Source organism: Streptomyces sp. NPDC029292 (genome assembly GCF_055569295.1).
On record NZ_JBVHXR010000018.1, the window covers coordinates 58,525 to 76,814 of the forward strand.

The window sequence follows — 18,290 nt, forward strand, 5'->3', positions numbered from 1 at the left end:
GTCGGACGTGCTCTGGCGTCCGGCCGCCGTCGGCCGTCCCCAGCGGAGGTGGAGCTCTGATGACTCTCTCGGTAGCCGCGGTACTCGCCGAATCCGCGGCACGGCGCCCGGATCACCCGGCGATCGTCTTCGGCACGGAACGGGTGACGTACAGCGAACTCTGGTTCCGGGCACGGCAGTACGCGACCGTGTTCCGCGAACACGGGATCAACCCTGGTGACCGGGTCGCGCTGCTGCTGCCCAACGGGCTTGAATTCCCGGCCGCCTATTTCGGTGTGCTGGCGCTCGGCGCGGTCGTGGTGCCCGTGAACGCGCTGCTCAGGGCGGCGGAGATCGAGCACGTGCTGAGCGACTCCGGTGCCAAGGTGATGGTCTGTGCCGCGCCGTTGCTCCGCGAAGGAGGCAAGGCCGCCGAGGCCGCCGGGGTTCCGGTGCTCACCACGGGCACGGACGGGGCCGATGCGCTCGTCGCGCGGGCCGAGCCGATCAGCGGCTGCGCGCCCAGCGAGCCCGGTGACATCGCGGTGATCCTCTACACCTCCGGCACCACGGGCCGGCCCAAGGGCGCCATGCTCACGCAGCTCAACGTCACGATGAACATCCAGGTCGGGATGGACTCCCCGTTCGACTTCCGGGCCGATGACGTGCTGCTCGGCTGTCTGCCGCTGTTCCACACCTTCGGCCAGATCTGCGGGATGGGTACCTGTTTCCGGGCCGGTGCCACCATGGTGCTGATGGAGAGGTTCGACGGCACGCGGGCACTCGACCTCATGGTGACCCATGGGTGCACGGTGCTCATGGGCGTACCGACGATGTATCTCGCGCTCCTGGACGCGGCCGCCGACGACGCGCGACGGCCACCCCTCGACCGCGCCTTCTCCGGAGGATCGGCGCTTCCGGTCACGGTCCTCGAGGAGTTCCAGGAGACGTTCGGCTGCCAGATCTACGAGGGGTACGGGCTGACGGAGACCTCGCCCGTGGTCGCCTACAACCAGCGGGCGTGGCCCTGCAAGCCGGGCACCGTGGGACGGCCGGTCTGGGGCGTCGAGGTGGAGATCGCCAGAGCCGATGTGGAGGGGCGGATCGAGCTGCTGCCCGACGGCGAGGTGGGGGAGATCGTCATCCGGGGGCACAACGTGATGGCCGGCTATCTCAACCGGCCCCGTGCGACAGCCGAGGTGATGGTCGACGGCTGGTTCCGCTCGGGCGATCTCGGCGCGAAGGACGGCGAGGGCTATCTCTCCATCGTCGACCGGAAGAAGGACCTCGTGCTGCGGGGCGGCTACAACGTGTACCCACGGGAGATCGAGGACGTACTGGTGCACCACCCGGCGATCGCCCAGGTCGCTGTCATCGGTGTCCCGCACGCCGTGCACGGCGAGGAGGTCTGCGCCGTGGTGCTCACGCGACCGGGTCTCGCACCCGGTCCGGCGCTCGGTGCCGAGATCATCGCCTGGAGCAGGGAGCGGCTCGCCGCCTACAAGTACCCGCGGCGGGTGGAGTTCGTCGATGCGTTCCCGCTCGGCCCCAGCGGAAAGGTCCTCAAACGGGAGCTGGTGGCGCTCTTCTCCACAGTGTCCGCCGTGCGCTGACCGCACGCGAAACTCCTGGTGGTACGAACCGGCCCGAGCGGCCGTGCGTCCACCAGGAGCCGCGTCGTCTCAGCGGGAGTCGGCGGGCGCGAGCTGGGCGGCGAGTTCGGGCTGCAGGGCGGTCATCACGTCGATGAAGTCCTCGTGTGCGCCACGCTCCGGCGGGGCGGCGCTGTAGGAGCGGAGCGCCTGGAGGTTCCACTGGAAGTCCTGGAGCTGTTCCACGTGGGGGCGGCGGATCCGCTCGTAGTCGTCGATCCGGCTCGGGTCGCCGGAGCCGAGCGAGTCGTGAAGGGCCCGGGCGAGCGAGGCGGCGCTCTGCAGGGACTGGTTGAGCCCCTGTCCGCCGAGCGTGTGCAGGCCGTGCGCGGTCTCCCCGAGCAGCAGGACCCGGCCCGCCCGCCACGAGGCGGCCCGCCAGAGGGAGAAGCCGAGCCTGATCAGCGGGGAAACACGGTCCTTGGCCTCGTCCAGCCAGGCGGACAGCTCCGGGTCGATCTTTCGCAGCTGTTCGGCCAGCGCAGTCGGCCCGCCCTGGTCCAGTGCCTCCTCCTGGTCCCGGTCGGGCGACCAGACCACGGCGAGCGACTGGGGCGGGATGGGAATGGTGAAGAGCGCGCTGGGCGCCTGATGCCGTACCAGGAGCACGGGTTCGCGGCCGGGGACAGCGGGTGTGACGACGAGCCACGCGGGCCGGTCGAAGGACTTGACGTCGAGGGAGATTCCGACGAGATCGCGCAGCGTGGAGTTCCGTCCGTCGGCGGCGACGGCGTACGCGGCCTTGATGCGGACGGGGGTGTCCGGGTCGGAGCCGTCTGTGCGGGCGGTGGTGAGCAGCGTTCCGGAGTCGTCCTGCTCGACGGCGACCACACTCTCGCCGGTTCGTATGATCGCGCCCGGTTCACCGCGCAGTCGGGCGAGCGTGGCCTGCACGAGGGTGCCGGTCGGGACGGTCAGGCCGTGCGTACGGGCGATGCCCGGGTGGTCGGCGTAGCGCCAGCTGGAGAGCAGGCCGGTGCTCCCGTGGTCGTCGACGCCCAGGACCGGCTGGCCGCCCTGGACGAGCTCGTCCTCGATGCCCTCGTCGGCGAGCAGCCCGAGTGTCGGAGGGGCCAGCAGGGGAGAGATCCCCGCCCCCGCCGGCTCGAACTCCGCCTGGGGTGAAACCAGTACGACCGACTGGCCGGAGCGTGCGCACAGCAGCGCCGCGAAGAGTGCCGTGGCGCCGCTGCCGACCACGCACACATCCGCCTCGATGTCAGGCCTGGGCCGACCGTCTGAATTCACTGCTGCTCCTCCTGCTTGTGTCAACAGAGTCAGCAGCATCCTCGCGTCGCCCGATCGCTTGTCGGGTGTACGCCCGGCCCGTCCGTTCGTTGCCGGCGCCGGGAACTGTTCGGGCTGCCCGTTCGGGTACGGCGGACGGAAAAGACGCGGTGCAGGTTCCGGTGTATAGGCGCTGATCAACGCAGTGGGCGGCTACAGAGAAAGTACAGCGGCGCCGTGTTGCATGGAGTTCGAGCCGCAGTGGGATCGGAATCCTTTAGCTTGGAGGGGGTTCCGATGGACCAGCGGCCCGAACGGGGAGGAAAGCGATCTTGAATGTGACGTACGCAACACCCGCACCGATGAATTGCCCACTGTTCGCATGCGGCTGTCCATAGCCGAAAAGGCGGCAGTGTGGTCCGGGCGGTCCACCGGACACCTTGTCCCAGGTGACCTCGACATCCTTTCGCCAGAGGAACGGCAGAGATTCTCTGCCTTCCGTGATCCGGTGCGTGCCGCGCACTTTGCCACCGCGCACGCCGAAGTGCGGCGGTGTCTCGCTCAGGTACTGGACTGGGACCCGGGCGGGATCCGGTTCGGACGGCACCCGTGCGCCGGCTGCGGCCGGTCCGTGCACGGGCGCCCCTACATCCAATTTCCGCACACCAACTGGGAGTTCAGCCTCTCGCGGTCCGGTCCGTACTGGCTGTGCGCGGCCGCCGCCGGGATGCGGGTGGGCGTCGATCTCGAATGCGTGCGCCGGACGGACTTCGCCTCGCTCGCATCCGCCGTGCTGAGCGAAGGCGAACGGACGTACTTCCAGGGTGTCCCCGTGGGGCGCCGCGACGCGGAGTTCATCCGCTGCTGGACCAGGAAAGAAGCAGTTGTCAAGGCGAGTGGCATCGGAGTCGAGGCCACTCTCCGAAATGTCGACGTGGGGCCAGGTCGCCGAACCGCACTGGTCTCGCACGGTGTCGCCGGAAGTGAGATCGACACCTGGCTGGTGACAGATCTGCCGGCCGGGCCCGATTACTTCTCGGCCCTCGCCGTTCCGGCTTTCGAAGAATTTAATTTCTTTTTGGGGGAGAAATCAAGTGTCCACCCGAATGGATGAGAGCGACCTGAAGATCGCGCTGATTCTGGAGAACGAAGTACGCAGGTACGGGGTCGAGGGCATGCTCCGCTGCCTCGGAGGAATCGGCAGCATCACCTGCTTCGGCGGTGGGGACGAGGCCCTCCGGGCGGGCGGCGCCACGGCGTTCGACCTGGTCGTGATCTCCGCTGCCGAGCTCGCGGCCACCGAGGACCCTGCCGTCTCGGAGGAGCTGAGCGCACACGACGTACGGCTGCTGCTGCTGGTCGACGGGGCCGACGGGGTCGAGGTACCGCAGAGCACCCACTCCTGTGTCCACGCGCTGGTCGACTGGTCCGGGCTGACCCCGAGGGTGTTCGGCGACGCCATCTCCGACATCATGGCGGGCAAGTTCTATGTGTCGGCCACCCTCGCCCGGCGGGTGCTGCGGCAGACCGGGCCGCTGCCGACCGAGGCGCGGCCCTGGGGGCCGCCCGGGACGATGCTCACACCCCGCGAACTCCAGGTGCTCCATCTGGTGGCCGAAGGGCTGAGCAACAAGCAGGCGGCCCGGCGGCTGCAGATCTCGGAGCACGGGGTGAAGCGGCTGGTGGGCAATGTGCTGGCCAAGCTGAACTGCCCCAACCGCACGCTCGCCGTGGTCCGGGCCATCGAGGACGGCCTGCTGGCGGGTCCGAGCCGGGCGGTCGACTCCACAACATCTGTTGCCTAACCGGTGTAGGCTGTGCAGATGTCCGAATCGACCACCGAGTCTGTGGCGAGACGCACCGACCCCAGGGTCCTGAGGACCCGCGCGCTGTTGCGGGCCGCCGCGCTGGAGCTCGCCGCCGAGCGGGAGCCGCACACCATCACCATCGCGAACGTCGCCGAACGGGCGACGGTCAACCGGGCCACGGTCTATCAGCACTACCGGGACCGTGACGAGTTGATGCTCGACGCGATGGAGGACGAGCTGGCCAACCTGATCGGCCTGGCGGCCCGCTGCCCCCTCGTCGTACTGCCGGACGAGATGCCGCAGGCCTTCGTCGAGGTGTTCCGGCACGTCGAGGAGGAAGTCACGCTCTACCGGCGGATGCTCGGGCCGTGCGGCTCGGCCCGCTTCGTCAACCGGCTGCGCCAGCTGCTCGCCGAGCAGGTCGCGCTCCAGCTGGCGCAGGCCGGAGCCGGACGGGCCGACGAGGCGGGTGTCGAACTGCGGGCGCACTGCTCCGCAGGGGCCTTCATCGGCCTGGTCACCTGCTGGCTGCTCAGGCCGGACTGGCTGCCCGCCGAGGAGGCCGCGGCGCACGCCTGGCAGGGGCTGCACCTGGTCGGCAGCAGGACCGCCGGGTAGGGGCTGCACCTGGTCGGCAGCAGGACCGCCGGGTAGGGGCTGCACCTGGTCGGCAGCAGGCCGCCGGGTAGGCGCCGTCAGAAGCACACCAGGAATCCCACCTCCGGGCAAGAGGTGGGATTCCTGCTTTTCCGGCACTCCCTCAGCCGGCTCCCCCCTGGCCGAACGGTCAGCCCGCCCGCGCCGATCGGGCGGAAAACGGCTACCTGGAAGGGGCCTTGGCCCGTCGGCCGGGTGCCGAGATCGTGGTGGTCAGCAGCGCTGGGACCCGGTGCTGACCACCACATCCAGGAGAGGGACACATGGAGAGCAAGCGTCTGACGGCCGACGAGCCCGGCTCGGCAGCGGACGTGCCCGTTCGCAACATGCTGTCCGCGCCACCGTCGCTGGTCGACGAGCAACTGGCCACGCGGATGGGCATCGAGGTCATCTCCATCGACCCCGAGCGGGTGGTCGCGACCATGCCCGTACGGGGCAATATGCAGCCCTTCGGCTGGCTGCACGGAGGAGCGAACGCGGTACTGGCGGAGACGCTGGGTTCGGTTGCGGCCGGCCTCTGGGTGGCGCCGCGGGGCGCCGTGGCAGGGCTCGAACTGTCCTGCACCCACCACAAGTCGGTGCGCTCGGGCCTGGTCACCGGGGTCTGCACGCCGCTGCATCTCGGCAGCCGGGTGGCCACCTACCAGATCGAGATCACCGACGAGAAGGGGCGGCCCACCTGCACGGCACGCCTGACCTGCCTGGTGCACAAGCGCTGAAGGAGGCGTGGACCAATGTCTACGGACGTAGTAGGAGCGGACGGCGTCACGGTCTGGGACAGCCCGAACGCGGAGGCGTTCCGGGGGGCCATGGGCCTCTTTCCGACGGGCATCGCCGTCATCACCGTCGGCCAGGGCAGCGGCACCGAGGCGATGACCGCCAGCTCGGTCACCTCGATCTCGCTGGAACCGACCCTCGTCCTGGTGAGCGTCAACGCCGCCGGGCGGCTGGTCGCCGCCATCGACAGTGCCGGCGGCTTCGCGGTGAACGTCCTCGCCCAGGACCAGACGGAACTCTCGCAGCGGTTCGCCGCACGTGACCGGCCGAGCGGCCTGGTGGCGCAGGAGCTGCTCGGCTCCGTCGCCGGGCGCAGTGGCCACCTGGTCGTGCCCGACGCTCTGGTGTCCCTGGAGTGCACCACCGAGTACCGGTACCCGGGCGGGGACCATGTGCTCTACCTGGGCCTCGTGCGGGCGATGCGGGTGGCGGACCCGGTACGGCCGCCCCTGGTGTACCACCGTGGGGCGTACACCCGGCTGCCGGGCTGAACCGAAGTCGACCGATGCCCGGCCGACCGGCCGGGCCCACAAGTGAGGTGTGTTTCATGGCACGTTCGGTGCTCGTCACGGGGGGAAACCGGGGCATCGGCCTCGCCGTCGCCCGGGCGTTCCAGGCGCAGGGCGACGCGGTGGCGGTCACCCACCGCGGCTCGGGTGCGCCCGAAGGGCTGTGGGGAGTGGAGTGTGACGTCACCGATCCGGATCAGGTGGCACGGGCGTTCGGTGAGGTCGAGGCCGTACAGGGGCCGGTCGATGTGCTGGTGTCGAACGCCGGGATCACCGACGACAGGCTGATGCTGCGGATGACCGACCCGCAATTCCTGCGGGTGCTCGACACCAACCTGGGCGGTGCGTTCCGTACCAGCCGGAAGGCCGCCGCCGGAATGCTGCGCAAGCGGCAGGGGCGGGTCGTCTTCGTCTCCTCGGTCGCTGGACTGCGCGGCTCCGAAGGGCAGGCCAACTACGCGGCGAGCAAGGCCGGGCTGGTCGGGCTGGCCCGGTCGCTGGCGCGCGAGCTCGGCTCACGGGGCATCACGGTCAATGTGGTCGCGCCGGGTCTGGTGGAGACCGACATGACCGCGAAGCTGCCCGAGGCACGGAGGGCGCAGATGATCGGAGACGTACCGCTCGGCCGGATTGCCGACCCCGCCGAGATCGCGTCCGCGGTGGTCTGGCTCGCCTCACCCGGGGCGTCCTATGTGACCGGCGCCGTCATCCCCGTCGACGGAGGCCTCGGTATGGGGCACTGACCCCGGGGCTGCCGCCCAGCAAACAGCTGATCCGCCGTCAGGAAGCTTCTCCTGGCGGCGGATCAGTGCTGTCGGGCGGTGTTACTGGGCTGCGCCCTGCCTGGCGGCGAACGCCCGGGCCTGCTCGCCCGTCCACTGGTAGGAGTCGGTGACGCCGCGCAGCGCGCCGTTGAAATGGGGAGCCACGAAGCGGGCGAGCAGCTCGAAGCTCCGCTTCATCTGCTCCCGCTGCGCCCAGTCCATGACGGTGACCAGCAGCCGGCCGAAGCCGCCGGTGACCTCCTGTATGTCCCGGATGGCCTGGACGCACTCGTCGGCCGAGCCGATGATCGCGCTGCGCCGGTCGATCGCCTCCTCCAGCGCTTTGCGGGCCTCCGCGCGGGAGTGCACCGGCGGCGCGCCGACCATGGTCCAGTACTCATTGCGGTAGCGCATCCAGCCGTCGACGATCTCGTCGAGTGCCTGGGAGCGGCTCTCCGACACATGCACGGCCAGGGTCACCCGCCAGTCGGCCCGGTCGATCGTGCGGCCGTGTTCGGCCGCCGCTTCCTCCGCGTGCTGCCACTGGCCGACGAGGTCGCCGATCTGGCTGCCCGGCCGCGGCGGGATGCCGAAGGAGATCGGGCTGATCCCGTGCTGTCCTGCCAGCCGCATTCCGAACGGGGAGGTGGCGCTGGATATCGCCAGCGGCAGCCCGGTCTTCGCGTACGGACGCAACTGCAGCCGGGCATCGCGCAGTTCGAACCAGTCGGAGCGGTGGGTGACCGGCTTCTCGCCGTCCAGAAGCTGAAGGATCACCTCCAGCGACTCCGCGGTGCGGCGACGCGTGTCCGCCGGGTCGATGCCGAGGAAGTGCATGTCGGAGGGGATCGAACCGGCTCCGACGCCGAGGGTGAACCGTCCCCGGGTCAGCTGGTCCAGCTGTACGGCCCGCGAGGCGACCATGAACGGGTGGTGGTACGGCAGACTGACCACCCCGGTGCCGAGCCGGATGTGCCTGGTCCGCTCGGCCGCGGTGGCGATGAACAGCTCGGGCGAGCTGACGGTTCCCCAGCCGGCCGAGTGGTGCTCGCCGACCCAGAGTTCGTCGAAGCCGAGCTGGTCGAGCCACTCGGTCAGCTCGAGGTCCCGCCACAGGGACAGGGCCGGGTCCTCGCCCAGCGGGTGAAGGGGTGAAAGGAAGGCGCCGAAGCCCATCCGGTTCAATTGAGGCTCCCTATTCGGTCGTTGACGTACTCGATGACAGGTCGGCCGGCGTCTGCGCGGCCGCCGCGGTGCAGAGCTCGACCAGCGGGGCCAGCCAGCCGTATGCGGGCCACCGCGGCTCCGCCGGCTCCACAGACCCGGCAGACTCGACGGGCACCGCGGGCAGCACCTGCGGCGAGCCGTCCGGGTCCTGGCGGCGCAGCAGCAGCGCCGCGGCGGCGTCGCCCTGCGGCAGTGGCCCGAACAGCCGCGCCGAGCCGACCCGCTCCCGCACCCAGTCGACGCGCTCATTGGCCGCGGTCTCGACGCCGACCACCAGCACCTGCTCCACCTCCTCGTCGTCCAGCAGGAGGTCGGCCAGGCGCAGGGCCTCGGCGGCCGGGTCCATGCCCGCCGAGACGCAGCTGATGGGGCCGGTGATGCCGTACCGCTTGGACAGATGGCCGAGGATCGACGTGGTCACCGACTGGAAGAACAACAGCGGGCTGTGCACCTGGCCCGCGACCAGCCGCTCGGTCGCGACGTCGGACGTGGTGGTGTCGCCGTAGGTGGTGGCCAGCACGATCGCGGTCCGCTCGGCGCGGCCTGCGGTCAGATCCCGGTCGGACCCCGGCTCGCCGAGACAGGCGGTGGCGACCTCGGCGACCAGCGGGCTGAACCGCGACAGTACAAAGCCCGGAACATTGGGCAGTTCGGCCGGCGCCGCGCCGGGCAGGCCGTCGGCGGCCTCCCCCCAGGGCGCCCGGCAGGCCGCCGCCACGATCGAGCGCGGCTGTGCGAGCAGCGTGGTCATGCGATTCCTTTCGGGGTGCGGACGCGGAACACGGCGGTCACGCCCGCTTGAGGACAAGCGCCGCGTTCACTCCGCCGAACGCGGCGTTGAGTGAGAGCGCGTGAGTGACGGCAGCCCGGCGGGCCTCGCCCGGCAGGTAGTCCAGGTCGCAGGCGGGGTCCGGCTCCTGGTAGCCGATCGTGGGCGGCAGGATGCCGTCGCGGAGCGCGAGCAACGTGATCACCGCCTCGACGGCGCCGGTGGCCTCGAGCATGTGACCGGTGCTGCTCTTCGTCGAACTCACCGGGACGGCCGGCGCGTGCTCGCCGAAGATCCTGTGCAGCGCCGCCGTTTCCGCTACATCGTTCAGCGGGGTGCCGGTGCCGTGCGCGTTGACGTACCCGATCTGTTCGGGCGTCAGTCCCGCGTTGCGCAGTGCGGCGCGGGCGGCCCGGGCCAGCCCCGCACCCTGCGGGTGCGGCTTGATGACGTGGTACGCATCGGCGGCCATGCCCCAGCCCGCCACCTCGGCGAGCACCTCGGCTCCGCGTGCCCGTGCGCGTTCGGCCGACTCCAGGACCAGCACGGCCGCGCCGTCGCCCTGGAGCAGCCCGGCCCGGCCCGCCGCGAACGGCCGGACGGCACCCTCCCGGCTCAGCGCCTTGCCGGAGTCGAACTTCGCGAAGACGTCCTCGGTGACCAGGTACGCGCCGCCGCAGACCACCGTGTCGGCCGCCCCGCGCCGGATCAGCGCGGCGCCGTACGCGATCGCGTTGGTCGAGGCGACGCAGGCATTGACAAAGGCGAGCCGCTGTCCGCCCAGGCCGAAGGCCTCGCCGATGCCGTGCGGCAGCCGGGCCGGCATGCTGTCCAGCGTCCGCCGGTCCCCGGGGTCGCGGCCGGCCGCCATGTCCGTCCAGAAGGACCGGCTCGCGGAGTGATCGCCGTTGGTGCCCAGCAGTACGGGTGCGCCGGTCGCGTCGGTGCCGGCCATCCGCAGCGCCTCCGCGGTGCACGCGTGCAGCACTTCGGCCTGTGTCGGGGTGTAGCCGGGCTTGACCGGGACCTCGGGGATCTCGGGCCCCTGGCCTTCGTAGGTGGCGGCGTGCTTCGCGTGGAAGGGGGCGGTGTCGAAGCGGGTGACCGGGACGAATCCCGGCCGGCCCGCGAAGACGCCCGCACGCAGTGCATCGGCGCCGAACCCGAAGGCGGTGAGTACGCCGTATCCGGTGATCGCCACCTCACGAGGCATGCCGGACCTCCGTTCCGCCGGCCGCGCTCGCCCCGCCGGCCCCGTCCGGCAGCAGCCGGACCAGATTGCGGTGCAGCGAGCCGATCGAATCGCTGGCTGCCAGTTCGTCCTCGTCCTCCGGACCGACGACGATTCCGTGGCGTTCCTCGAGCAGGTGGACCAGCCAGACGAACGTCAGGGAATCGAGGGCGAGTTCGGTTTCGGCGTCCCAGTCCTCGAGCAGCTGACCGCTGTCGCGCAGCAGCTGTGCCACATCGGTGTCGGTGATCACTTGGCCGCGCTGCCCGCCGCCAGCGCCGACCGCCGGTCGACGACCGCGTCCACGAACCGGCCGAGGTTCGGGACCAGTTGCGGTTCCAGGTCCTCCTCGGGCAGCTCGATGCCGTACTCACCCTCCAGCTGCAGAACCAGCTCGATCATGGCGAGCGACTCGAGCCCCAATCCTTCCTCGCCGAGCGGGAGGCCGTCCTCGACCTGCGCGGGCAGCGGGAGATTGATGACATCCCTGATCACCGTCAGGATGAACTCTCGGGTCTCTTCATGCATGGTGTCTCCGTTGGTGGTTGTACGGCCCGACGGGCCGGGCGTGGCTGTTGAACCTGCTCGCGGGGGTCAGCCCGGCGCTCTGCCCGCCGACAAACACGTCGACGTGCCCGCCGGGCCGCTCAGCGGACCGGGACCGGCTGGACCGTGCCGAGCGTCTCGGCGGCCCGCGGGGTCTCGTGCACCGCGGCCGAGAGTGCGCGGATGACGCTGGCGGGCGTACTGCTCTCGAAGAAGCTGCGTCCCACCGCCAGCCCGCTGCAGCCCGCCGCGATCGCACCGGCGGCGAAGTCGGCCAGGTCGGCGTCGCTCCTGCTCGGGCCGCCGGCGACCAGTACCGGGATCGGGCAGCTCTCGACCACCTCCGACATCCGCTCCAGCGGTGCCGACCAGGTGGTCTTCACCATGGAAGCGCCAAGGTCCGCCGCCACGTTGACCACGTGGGAGAGCAGTGCTGGGTCGTGCGGGTCGGTGATCCGCGGGCCCCTGGGGTACACCATCGCCAGCAGCGGCACACCCCACCGCCGACAGGCGTCGGCCACCGAGCTGAGATCTGTCAGCTGCCGGCTCTCGGTGTCGGAGCCGATGTTGACGTGCACGCTCACCGCGTCCGCGCCGAGCTGGATCGCCTCTTCGACGTCGCCGACCAGCACCTTGGCGTCGACGTCGGTGGCGTGGGACGTGCTCGCGCTCAGATGCACGATCAGTGAGCAGTCGCGCAGCAGTCCCGGATCGACGGTTGCCGCGCGCCCCTTGTGCACCACGATGGCGTCCGCTCCGCCGGCCACCGCCGTGCGGACCAGCCCGTTGAAGCGTCTGGCGGCGACGATCGGACCGTCTGCCACCGAATGGTCCATCGGCACGAACAGATAACGCCCGTCGCTGTGCCGGGACAGCCGTGACAGGCGGAGCGCCATACCACCGGACCTTGCTGTCATGATCCACCCCTCGTCACCTGGAAAGTCTGATTCGGTGACCGAGTCTCACCCCGCGCGCGGCCGCCGCTACCCCTCGACCGGGGTGCCTCTGCGAGTGCGCGTGGCGGCGCCGATGGAGGTACCCGACCGGCCAGCCCCCGCCCTCCGTACGACCGCCCATCGAGCAGCCCTTTCGCGGCTGTCGGCCGCCGGCCCGCGCTGACATCGTTCTGGGCGGGAAGTCCGGCCGGGGTACGCCCCCGGCCCGGTATGCCTCCGGCCGGAGTACGCCGGAAACAGCCACTCAGCGTAGGGATGGTCAACGTGAAGTTCGCCTGGATCGACATCCGTTCCGTCGACAAGAGCCAGCGGGAGGGGGTCGTGGACGCGGCGATCCACGCCGGTCTGGCCGGGTTCGTCGACGACCGCCTGGAGCTGCTGGCGACTCTGCCGCCGACGGTGCAGAAGGTCCTGCTGGCCGCCCCGGACGCGACGCTGCCCCCCGAGGCGGCCGATGTCGTCGACGTCGTCCTCACCCAGGTCAGGACGGTCGCCGAGCTGGACAAGCTGAAGCTGGTCGCGGCCGACGCCCCGGCCCGTAACGGCGCGTTCGTCGATGTCATCGACGACCCGTCGCTCCGGCTCGCCTGCGCGGCCGCACAGGACCTGGAGCACACGGTGGTGAAGTTCCGCGACCCCACCAAGATCCCGCTGGAGATCGTGATCGCCGCCGCCGACAAGAGCCCGGGCCGGCTCATCTGCGAGGCGGGTGACCTGGAAGAGGCCGGCATCATCGTGGACGTACTGGAGAAGGGTTCGGACGGGCTGCTGCTGGCGCCCAAGGACGCCAACGACATCTTCGGTCTGAACGCCCTGCTCCAGTCCTCGACCCAGGACCTCGAACTGTCCACGCTGACGGTGGAGTCGATCGAGCACAACGGCCTCGGCGACCGGGTGTGCGTCGACACCTGCACCCACTTCGAGAAAGACGAGGGCATCCTGGTCGGCTCGTACGCCCACGGTTTCGTGCTGTGCGTCAGCGAGACCCACCCGCTGCCCTACATGCCCACCCGGCCCTTCCGGGTGAACGCCGGTGCGCTGCACTCGTACGTCATGGGCGCGGACAACCGCACCAACTACCTCAGTGAGCTCAAGGCCGGCAGCACCGTCCTCGGGGTGACGGCCGACGGCCGCACCCGGCGGATCGTGGTCGGCCGGGTCAAGCTCGAGTCCCGCCCGCTGCTGACCGTCAGGGCGAAGTCCGAGGAGGGCGTCGAGGTCAGCCTGACGTTGCAGGACGACTGGCACGTGCGGGTGCTCGGCCCGGGCGCCACCGTCCTGAACTGCACCGAGCTCAAGCCCGGCGACAAGCTGCTCGGCTACATCGCCACCGACAAGCGTCATGTCGGCTGGCCTGTGGGCGAGTTCTGCATCGAGAAGTGACGGAGGCGGACAGCGCAATGGCTCTACCGACGGATTTCGACTCCTGGCTGGCGGCATGCCTGTCCGACACCGACCGCGACGCCGAGCTCTGGGCCCATGGCGAACAGGAGGTGACGCGCGGGCGGTTGCGGTACGAGACCAGCCGCGCGGCCGCTCTGCTGGAAGCCCACGGTATCCGGGCCGGCAGCACGGTGGCCGTTCAACTACCGCCGGGCTTCACCCTGTTGTGGTCGGTGTTCGCGCTGTGGAGCGCGGGCGCCCAGGTCATGCTGCTCGATCCGCGGCTGACCCGGGCGGAGACCACCCGGCTGCTCGAGGTGTGCGAGCCGCAGTTCCATCTCACCTCGGGCGAGGAACCCCTGCGGGTGGCCGCGTTCCGGGACGAGTGGGAGGTGGTGGTGGTGTCGCGCCCGCAGGGGCGTGAGGCCACGACCGGGCACCGGCTCGTGCAGTTCAGCTCCGGTTCCACGGGTCTGCCCAAGGTGATCGGCCGTACCGGGGATTCGCTGCTGGCCGAGATCGACCGCTTCGCTCACCTCGCGGACATGCCGCGGCGCGGCGAGAGCGTGTTGCTGCTCAGCTCGCTGGTGCACTCCTTCGGGCTGATCGGCGGCGTGCTGCACGCGCTGAACTCCGGCGTGGCCCTGCACTTCGCCCGCCGGCCGCACCGCAACGAGCTGCTCCGTATCCTGATGGATCGTCATGTCAACGCGGTGTTCGGTGTCCCGGCCCACTTCGATCTGCTGAGCCGGATCGGCGGGCCCGGTGTTCCGGCCGCGCTGCGGCTCGCGGTCTCCGGCGGGGAGATCCTGCCCGCCGAGATCTTCCAGCGGTTCGAGGAGCGGTACGGCCTGCGCATCGGGCAGGCGTACGGCATGACCGAGACGGGCATCATCGCGACCGATCTGACCGGGGCGAACCCGCCGCCGGCCGTCGGTGTGCCGGCGCCGGGGGTGCGTACCGTGATCAAGGACGGCACCCTTCGGGTCAGCCTTCCGGAGAACCCGTATCTGCACGGGGATCACGAGAGCCGTTTCGTGGGCGGCCGGCTCAACACCCATGACCTGTGTGCGGCCAGGCCGGACACCGGAGTGCTGGAGATCACCGGCCGGGTCGACTCGGTGGTCGCGATCGGCGGGCTGAAGGTCGATCTGACCGAGGTGGAGTCGGTACTGACGTCGCATGCGGCCGTCACCGAGGCGGTGGTGGTCTACGGGGACGCGATCGAGGCCCATCTGGTCGTGTCCGGCCGGGTGTCCAACGCCGAGCTGCTCGCCTGGTGCCGCGAACGGCTCAGCCCGTACAAGATCCCCAAGGCCTTCCACTTCCCGGCCGCGCTGCCGCGTACCTCCAACGGCAAGCTGATCCGCAACCGTGAACTGCTCCACGCGGCACGGGAAGGGCAGCGGCAGGTGGTGGCCCGGTGATCGACCGCGACTTCGTGGGTGCCGTCCTGGCTCCGTACACCGTCGCGGTGGAGCGCGACCGGCTGCGCCGTTACGCGGCGGCGGTCGGGCTCCAGGGCGCGGTGTTCACCGACGAGGCGGCAGCGCGGGCGGCCGGGCACCCCGATCTGCCGGTGCCGCCCGCGCTGCTGGCCGGTCTTGAGCGGCAGGAGCCCGGCGACTTCCTGGCCGATCTGGGAGTACGGCTGAGCGATGTGCGCCATGTCGAGCAGGGGTTCGTCCATCACCGGACGGTGTACGCCGGAGATCTGCTCACCTTCGCGCCGGTGATCACCGATATCCGCGCGCGGCGCGGGCTCGAATTCGTCGTCCGCGACACGGCGGTCACCCGCGACGGTGGGCTGGTCGCCGAGCTCCACCAGGTCATCCTCGTACAGCCAGGAGGGGAGTGATGAGCGGGTTCTCGCTTGCAGCGGCGGAGGTCGGCGCAGAGCTGCCCGAACTGCTGCCGGAACAGATCGACCGGGCCACGCTGGCGGCCTTCGCCGAGTCGTACGGCGACCTCAATCCGATCCACCTGGAGCCGGCGGCGGCCCGCGCGGCGGGGCTGGACGATGTGATCGCCCACGGCATGCTCTCCATGGCGCTGCTGGGGCGGCTGCTGGTCGAATGGGTGCGGGTGGAGGACGTGCTGTCCTTCCGGGCGTCCTTCACCGCCGTTACCACGGTGCCCGCACGGCTGCGCTGTACGGCGCGGGTCAAGGCGATCGAGGAGATCGCCGAGGGGCGGGCGGCGAGGCTGGCTCTGGCGGTGCGGCTGGTGGACGGCCCGCTCACGGTGCGGGGGGAAGCGCTGGTGCGGATCCCGGCCGCGCGGTCCACGTGAGCCGGCCGCGCGATCCATGGATCCGGCCGGCCACCACGGGGGAGTCGGAGGCGCCGGTCCGGCTGTTCTGCCTGCCGTACGCGGGTGGTGGCGCCACCGTCTTCCGTGACTGGCTGCGCGACCGCGATCCCGGGCGCCGTGTCGAGGTCCTCGCCGTGCAGCTGCCGGGCCGCGGGAACCGGATCGCCGAGCCGGCGTTCGACGACGCGCGGTTGCTCGCCAAGGAGCTGGCCGGGGTGCTCGCCCCGTACCTGGACCGCCCCTACGGCATCTACGGCCACAGTATGGGCGGACTCGCCGGGCTCGCCCTGGCGCGCGAGATCGCACGGTCTCCCGGGCTGAGGCAGCCGGTCGGTCTGTTCGTGGGGGCGAGCGTGGCCCCGGGCTCGGTGCGGCCGCAGGCGGTGTGGCGCGGATCGGACGCCGAGCTCACGGAGTGGCTTCGACGGACGGGTGGCACCCCGGCCTCCGTACTGGCCAAACCAGCGCTGCTGGAGCTGCTGCTGCCGGCGCTGCGGGCCGACCTCGCTCTGGTGGCGGGCTACCGCCGACAGCCGTCCGAGGAACTCGCCGTCCCCATCAGGGGGTTCGCGGGGGCCTCCGACCTGCTGACGCCCGGGGAGGCCATGCGCGGCTGGGCCACGGAGACCGCGGCCGGCTTCACGTTGTCGCAGGTGCCCGGCGGCCACTTCTTCCTCGCCGAGTCGAGTCGGGCCGTACTCGAGGCCATCACGGTGCAGTTGCTCGCCGCGGAGGGACTCGGCCGGGCCCGATGAACGCGCCCCAGTTTCCGACACCTGTTGTACAAGCAACACTTGTTGTGGAACGATTGCGCTGCTGAGTTCAGGAGCGAAGGGGAACGAGCAGTCGTGAGTACTGACCAGGCGCCGGCCGAGACGGATGACTCCGGCCGCATTACGCCCGAACTGTGGTGGCTGAGCGCGATCATGGCGTTAGGCGGTTTCGCCAGCCTCCTCGACAGCACCATCATCAATGTCGCCGTCGGACCGCTCGCCAGGCATTTCGACTCCGAAATCACCACCGTGCAATGGGTGGTGACGGGCTATCTGCTCGCGCTCTCGGTGTCGATCCCGCTCAGCGGATGGTCGGCGGCCCGCTTCGGCGCGAAGCAGATGGTGATCTTCTCCCAGGTGGTGTTCCTGATCGGTTCACTGCTTGCGGGCCTGGCCTGGTCGGCGCCCAGCCTGATCGTCTTCCGGCTGCTCCAGGGCATCGGCGGCGGTCTGCTCGTGCCGATCGGGCAGGCACTGCTGGCCCAGGCGGCCGGGCCGAAGCGGCTCGGCAGGCTGATGGGCATCGTCTCCATTCCGGCGATGTTCGCCCCGCTCGTCGCCCCGTCGCTCGGCGGTGTGCTGATCGACTATCTGAGCTGGCGGTGGCTCTTCTTCATCAATCTGCCGCTCTGCCTGATCACCATCGTCCTGGTCCTGATGAAGGTGCGGAACGTCGTCCCGCCCTCGGCGGACGCCAAGCTCGACGTGCTGGGCATGGTGCTGCTGATGCCCGGCCTGGCCACGCTGCTCTACGGCCTGTCCGAGGCCGGCTCGGCCGGCGGGTTCGGCGACGCAAAGACGGCCGGCAGCCTGGCGATCGGCATCGTGCTGCTGGCGGCCTTCGCGGTGCGCGCCCTGCGCACCCGGCTGGAGCCGCTGGTGGATCTGCGGCTGTTCCGCCGCAGCGGCTTCAGGAACGGCACCCTCGCGAGCATGCTGCTGAGCATGGCGATGTACGGCGTGATGATCCCGCTGCCGCTGTACTTCCAGCTGGTGCACGGCGCGAGCGTGCTGGAGTCCGCGCTCCTGCTGCTGCCGCAGAGTCTCGGCTACTTCGCCGGGGTCGTGATGATGAACCGGCTGACGGCGATGTTGGGCGTGCGGAACCTGACCCTGCTGGGCATCCTGCTCGCCGTCCTCGGCACGGTTCCGTACGCGCTCATCGACGCCGATCCGAATGCACTCCTGCTCGGGCTGGCGATGGTCGTACGCGGCTTCGGCCTCGGCGCCTCGATGCTGCCGACCATGACGGTCGCCTTCAGCAGCGTGCCCAGGGAACTCGCGCCGAGCGCCACCAGCGGCTTCAACGTCTTCCAGCGGGTCAGTGCGTCCCTGGGTACGGCGGTGCTCGCGGTGGTCCTGCAGCAGCAGATCGAGGACCGGCTGCCCGCGGGCGTCCCGTCGGCCGTCCAGGTGCGGCCCGGCGGCGATGTCGCCAAGCATCTGGCGACATCCTTCGATCCCCCCTTCTGGTGGGCGCTGGTGATCACCGTGCTCGCGGTGGTGCCGAGCCTCTTCCTGCCCGGACGCGAGCCGGCACCCACGTCGGCGCCGGATGCCGCGCCGTCCCGGGAGGGGGAGTCGGCGCTGAAGCCCAGCTGACGCTTTCCTCTAGCTGACGCCCCATCAGCCGCGGGGGGGGGGGGGGGGGGGGGGGGGGGGGGGGGGGGGGGGGGGGGGGTGGTTGCGGGCGGGCAGGAGGGGGGGTGGGGGGGGGGT

General features: G+C 70.6%; 20 protein-coding genes. 13 read left to right on the forward strand and 7 right to left on the reverse strand.

Features of this window, described 5'->3' with window-relative positions:
* Nucleotides 1-59 precede the first annotated feature (59 nt).
* Entirely contained in the window at nucleotides 60-1,592 is a 1,533-nt protein-coding gene (locus ACZ4WS_RS33180; protein ID WP_467986383.1) for a long-chain-fatty-acid--CoA ligase, read from the forward strand.
* Between the two features lie 69 nt (nucleotides 1,593-1,661).
* Here the strand turns inward: ACZ4WS_RS33180 and ACZ4WS_RS33185 are convergent, their stop codons facing one another.
* Nucleotides 1,662-2,879, reverse strand: coding sequence for an FAD-dependent oxidoreductase (locus tag ACZ4WS_RS33185; protein ID WP_467986384.1), 1,218 nt, complete (start codon nucleotides 2,877-2,879; stop codon nucleotides 1,662-1,664).
* A gap of 223 nt (nucleotides 2,880-3,102) precedes the next feature.
* On the opposite strand from ACZ4WS_RS33185, the gene ACZ4WS_RS33190 reads away from it, so the two are divergent.
* The 6 genes from ACZ4WS_RS33190 to fabG all read left to right on the forward strand — a co-directional run bounded on the left by ACZ4WS_RS33190 (nucleotide 3,103) and on the right by fabG (nucleotide 7,352).
* Nucleotides 3,103-3,972, forward strand: coding sequence for a 4'-phosphopantetheinyl transferase family protein (locus tag ACZ4WS_RS33190; RefSeq protein ID WP_467986385.1), 870 nt, complete (start codon nucleotides 3,103-3,105; stop codon nucleotides 3,970-3,972).
* On the forward strand, nucleotides 3,953-4,663 hold the full coding sequence (locus tag ACZ4WS_RS33195; RefSeq protein ID WP_467986386.1) for a helix-turn-helix transcriptional regulator: 711 nt from the start codon (nucleotides 3,953-3,955) through the stop codon (nucleotides 4,661-4,663). The genes ACZ4WS_RS33190 and ACZ4WS_RS33195 overlap by 20 nt, the downstream gene beginning before the upstream one ends.
* Nucleotides 4,664-4,681: 18 nt before the next feature.
* Nucleotides 4,682-5,284, forward strand: coding sequence for a TetR-like C-terminal domain-containing protein (locus ACZ4WS_RS33200; RefSeq protein ID WP_467986387.1), 603 nt, complete (start codon nucleotides 4,682-4,684; stop codon nucleotides 5,282-5,284).
* A gap of 365 nt (nucleotides 5,285-5,649) precedes the next feature.
* Complete coding sequence (locus ACZ4WS_RS33205; RefSeq protein WP_467986610.1) at nucleotides 5,650-6,042, forward strand: hotdog fold thioesterase; 393 nt, start codon at nucleotides 5,650-5,652, stop codon at nucleotides 6,040-6,042.
* Nucleotides 6,043-6,057: 15 nt separating this feature from the next.
* On the forward strand, nucleotides 6,058-6,591 hold the full coding sequence (locus ACZ4WS_RS33210; protein ID WP_467986389.1) for a flavin reductase family protein: 534 nt from the start codon (nucleotides 6,058-6,060) through the stop codon (nucleotides 6,589-6,591).
* A gap of 56 nt (nucleotides 6,592-6,647) precedes the next feature.
* Nucleotides 6,648-7,352, forward strand: a complete 705-nt coding sequence (gene fabG / locus ACZ4WS_RS33215; RefSeq protein WP_467986391.1) for a 3-oxoacyl-ACP reductase FabG — start codon at nucleotides 6,648-6,650, stop codon at nucleotides 7,350-7,352.
* 81 nt (nucleotides 7,353-7,433) lie between these two features.
* Here fabG and ACZ4WS_RS33220 read toward each other — a convergent pair whose 3' ends face one another.
* From ACZ4WS_RS33220 to ACZ4WS_RS33245, 6 genes are all read right to left on the reverse strand, one after another.
* Complete coding sequence (locus tag ACZ4WS_RS33220; protein WP_467986612.1) at nucleotides 7,434-8,549, reverse strand: LLM class flavin-dependent oxidoreductase; 1,116 nt, start codon at nucleotides 8,547-8,549, stop codon at nucleotides 7,434-7,436.
* A gap of 19 nt (nucleotides 8,550-8,568) precedes the next feature.
* Nucleotides 8,569-9,351: a beta-ketoacyl synthase chain length factor gene (locus ACZ4WS_RS33225; protein ID WP_467986393.1), complete on the reverse strand. Its 783-nt coding sequence runs from the start codon at nucleotides 9,349-9,351 to the stop codon at nucleotides 8,569-8,571.
* Nucleotides 9,352-9,388: 37 nt separating this feature from the next.
* Complete coding sequence (locus ACZ4WS_RS33230; RefSeq protein WP_467986394.1) at nucleotides 9,389-10,582, reverse strand: beta-ketoacyl-[acyl-carrier-protein] synthase family protein; 1,194 nt, start codon at nucleotides 10,580-10,582, stop codon at nucleotides 9,389-9,391.
* Nucleotides 10,572-10,853: a hypothetical protein gene (locus ACZ4WS_RS33235; RefSeq protein ID WP_467986395.1), complete on the reverse strand. Its 282-nt coding sequence runs from the start codon at nucleotides 10,851-10,853 to the stop codon at nucleotides 10,572-10,574. The genes ACZ4WS_RS33230 and ACZ4WS_RS33235 overlap by 11 nt, the downstream gene beginning before the upstream one ends.
* Complete coding sequence (locus ACZ4WS_RS33240) at nucleotides 10,850-11,128, reverse strand: acyl carrier protein (RefSeq protein WP_467986396.1); 279 nt, start codon at nucleotides 11,126-11,128, stop codon at nucleotides 10,850-10,852. The genes ACZ4WS_RS33235 and ACZ4WS_RS33240 overlap by 4 nt, the downstream gene beginning before the upstream one ends.
* 119 nt (nucleotides 11,129-11,247) lie before the next feature.
* The gene (locus ACZ4WS_RS33245) at nucleotides 11,248-12,063 is read right to left on the reverse strand and encodes a 2-amino-3,7-dideoxy-D-threo-hept-6-ulosonate synthase (RefSeq protein WP_467986398.1); all 816 of its coding nucleotides are present in this window, start codon (nucleotides 12,061-12,063) and stop codon (nucleotides 11,248-11,250) included.
* Nucleotides 12,064-12,366: 303 nt separating this feature from the next.
* On the opposite strand from ACZ4WS_RS33245, the gene ACZ4WS_RS33250 reads away from it, so the two are divergent.
* From ACZ4WS_RS33250 to ACZ4WS_RS33275, 6 genes are all read left to right on the forward strand, one after another.
* Nucleotides 12,367-13,485: a 3-dehydroquinate synthase II family protein gene (locus tag ACZ4WS_RS33250; protein ID WP_467986399.1), complete on the forward strand. Its 1,119-nt coding sequence runs from the start codon at nucleotides 12,367-12,369 to the stop codon at nucleotides 13,483-13,485.
* A gap of 17 nt (nucleotides 13,486-13,502) precedes the next feature.
* Nucleotides 13,503-14,912, forward strand: a complete 1,410-nt coding sequence (locus ACZ4WS_RS33255; RefSeq protein ID WP_467986401.1) for a class I adenylate-forming enzyme family protein — start codon at nucleotides 13,503-13,505, stop codon at nucleotides 14,910-14,912.
* Nucleotides 14,909-15,343, forward strand: a complete 435-nt coding sequence (locus ACZ4WS_RS33260) for an FAS1-like dehydratase domain-containing protein (RefSeq protein WP_467986402.1) — start codon at nucleotides 14,909-14,911, stop codon at nucleotides 15,341-15,343. The genes ACZ4WS_RS33255 and ACZ4WS_RS33260 overlap by 4 nt, the downstream gene beginning before the upstream one ends.
* The gene (locus ACZ4WS_RS33265) at nucleotides 15,343-15,777 is read left to right on the forward strand and encodes a MaoC/PaaZ C-terminal domain-containing protein (RefSeq protein ID WP_467986404.1); all 435 of its coding nucleotides are present in this window, start codon (nucleotides 15,343-15,345) and stop codon (nucleotides 15,775-15,777) included. Before ACZ4WS_RS33260 ends, ACZ4WS_RS33265 begins: the two co-directional genes overlap by 1 nt.
* A complete protein-coding gene (locus tag ACZ4WS_RS33270) occupies nucleotides 15,774-16,553 on the forward strand; it encodes a thioesterase II family protein (protein ID WP_467986405.1) in 780 nt (259 codons plus the stop codon). The genes ACZ4WS_RS33265 and ACZ4WS_RS33270 overlap by 4 nt, the downstream gene beginning before the upstream one ends.
* Nucleotides 16,554-16,646: 93 nt before the next feature.
* Complete coding sequence (locus ACZ4WS_RS33275) at nucleotides 16,647-18,173, forward strand: DHA2 family efflux MFS transporter permease subunit (protein WP_467986407.1); 1,527 nt, start codon at nucleotides 16,647-16,649, stop codon at nucleotides 18,171-18,173.
* The last annotated feature ends 117 nt before the right edge of the window (nucleotides 18,174-18,290 follow it).

Coding starts and splice junctions, on each gene's coding strand:
- ACZ4WS_RS33225 (WP_467986393.1), bottom strand. CDS start 9,351: ATGACCACGCTGCTCGCACAGCCGCGCTCGATCGTGGCGGCGGCCTGC.
- ACZ4WS_RS33205 (WP_467986610.1), top strand. CDS start 5,650: ATGCTGTCCGCGCCACCGTCGCTGGTCGACGAGCAACTGGCCACGCGG.
- ACZ4WS_RS33240 (WP_467986396.1), bottom strand. CDS start 11,128: ATGCATGAAGAGACCCGAGAGTTCATCCTGACGGTGATCAGGGATGTC.
- ACZ4WS_RS33190 (WP_467986385.1), top strand. CDS start 3,103: ATGGAGTTCGAGCCGCAGTGGGATCGGAATCCTTTAGCTTGGAGGGGG.
- ACZ4WS_RS33180 (WP_467986383.1), top strand. CDS start 60: ATGACTCTCTCGGTAGCCGCGGTACTCGCCGAATCCGCGGCACGGCGC.
- ACZ4WS_RS33210 (WP_467986389.1), top strand. CDS start 6,058: ATGTCTACGGACGTAGTAGGAGCGGACGGCGTCACGGTCTGGGACAGC.
- ACZ4WS_RS33230 (WP_467986394.1), bottom strand. CDS start 10,582: ATGCCTCGTGAGGTGGCGATCACCGGATACGGCGTACTCACCGCCTTC.
- ACZ4WS_RS33200 (WP_467986387.1), top strand. CDS start 4,682: ATGTCCGAATCGACCACCGAGTCTGTGGCGAGACGCACCGACCCCAGG.
- ACZ4WS_RS33255 (WP_467986401.1), top strand. CDS start 13,503: ATGGCTCTACCGACGGATTTCGACTCCTGGCTGGCGGCATGCCTGTCC.
- ACZ4WS_RS33245 (WP_467986398.1), bottom strand. CDS start 12,063: ATGACAGCAAGGTCCGGTGGTATGGCGCTCCGCCTGTCACGGCTGTCC.
- ACZ4WS_RS33220 (WP_467986612.1), bottom strand. CDS start 8,549: ATGGGCTTCGGCGCCTTCCTTTCACCCCTTCACCCGCTGGGCGAGGAC.
- fabG (WP_467986391.1), top strand. CDS start 6,648: ATGGCACGTTCGGTGCTCGTCACGGGGGGAAACCGGGGCATCGGCCTC.
- ACZ4WS_RS33265 (WP_467986404.1), top strand. CDS start 15,343: ATGAGCGGGTTCTCGCTTGCAGCGGCGGAGGTCGGCGCAGAGCTGCCC.